Consider the following 205-nt stretch of genomic DNA (forward strand, 5'->3'; position numbering starts at 1 on the left):
AGTCTATATCTTCTCACATTGCGAGGTATTCAACGATTTAATCGTTGAATACCTCGCTTTTTTCATTTGGCACTGTGACTCTACTGTTGTTTTCCGAAGTATTCCGCTCGCTTTCCCGCAGGAGTCGAGCGATGCTTCTCCAAACAACGCAATGTATCACACAATTATTTTAGTCACGCTTTCCTTTATAATAAAAGAATTAATG

General features: G+C 39.0%; 1 protein-coding gene. It reads left to right on the forward strand.

All coding sequences use genetic code 11. The features are described from left to right. Positions 1 to 205 (forward strand): hypothetical protein (locus PVA17_RS25245; RefSeq protein WP_274069392.1); only part of this gene is annotated, 205 nt, incomplete at both ends.

The sequence above is a fragment of the Lysinibacillus sp. CNPSo 3705 genome (genome assembly GCF_028674935.1).
Classification (GTDB): Bacteria; Bacillota; Bacilli; order Bacillales_A; family Planococcaceae; genus Lysinibacillus.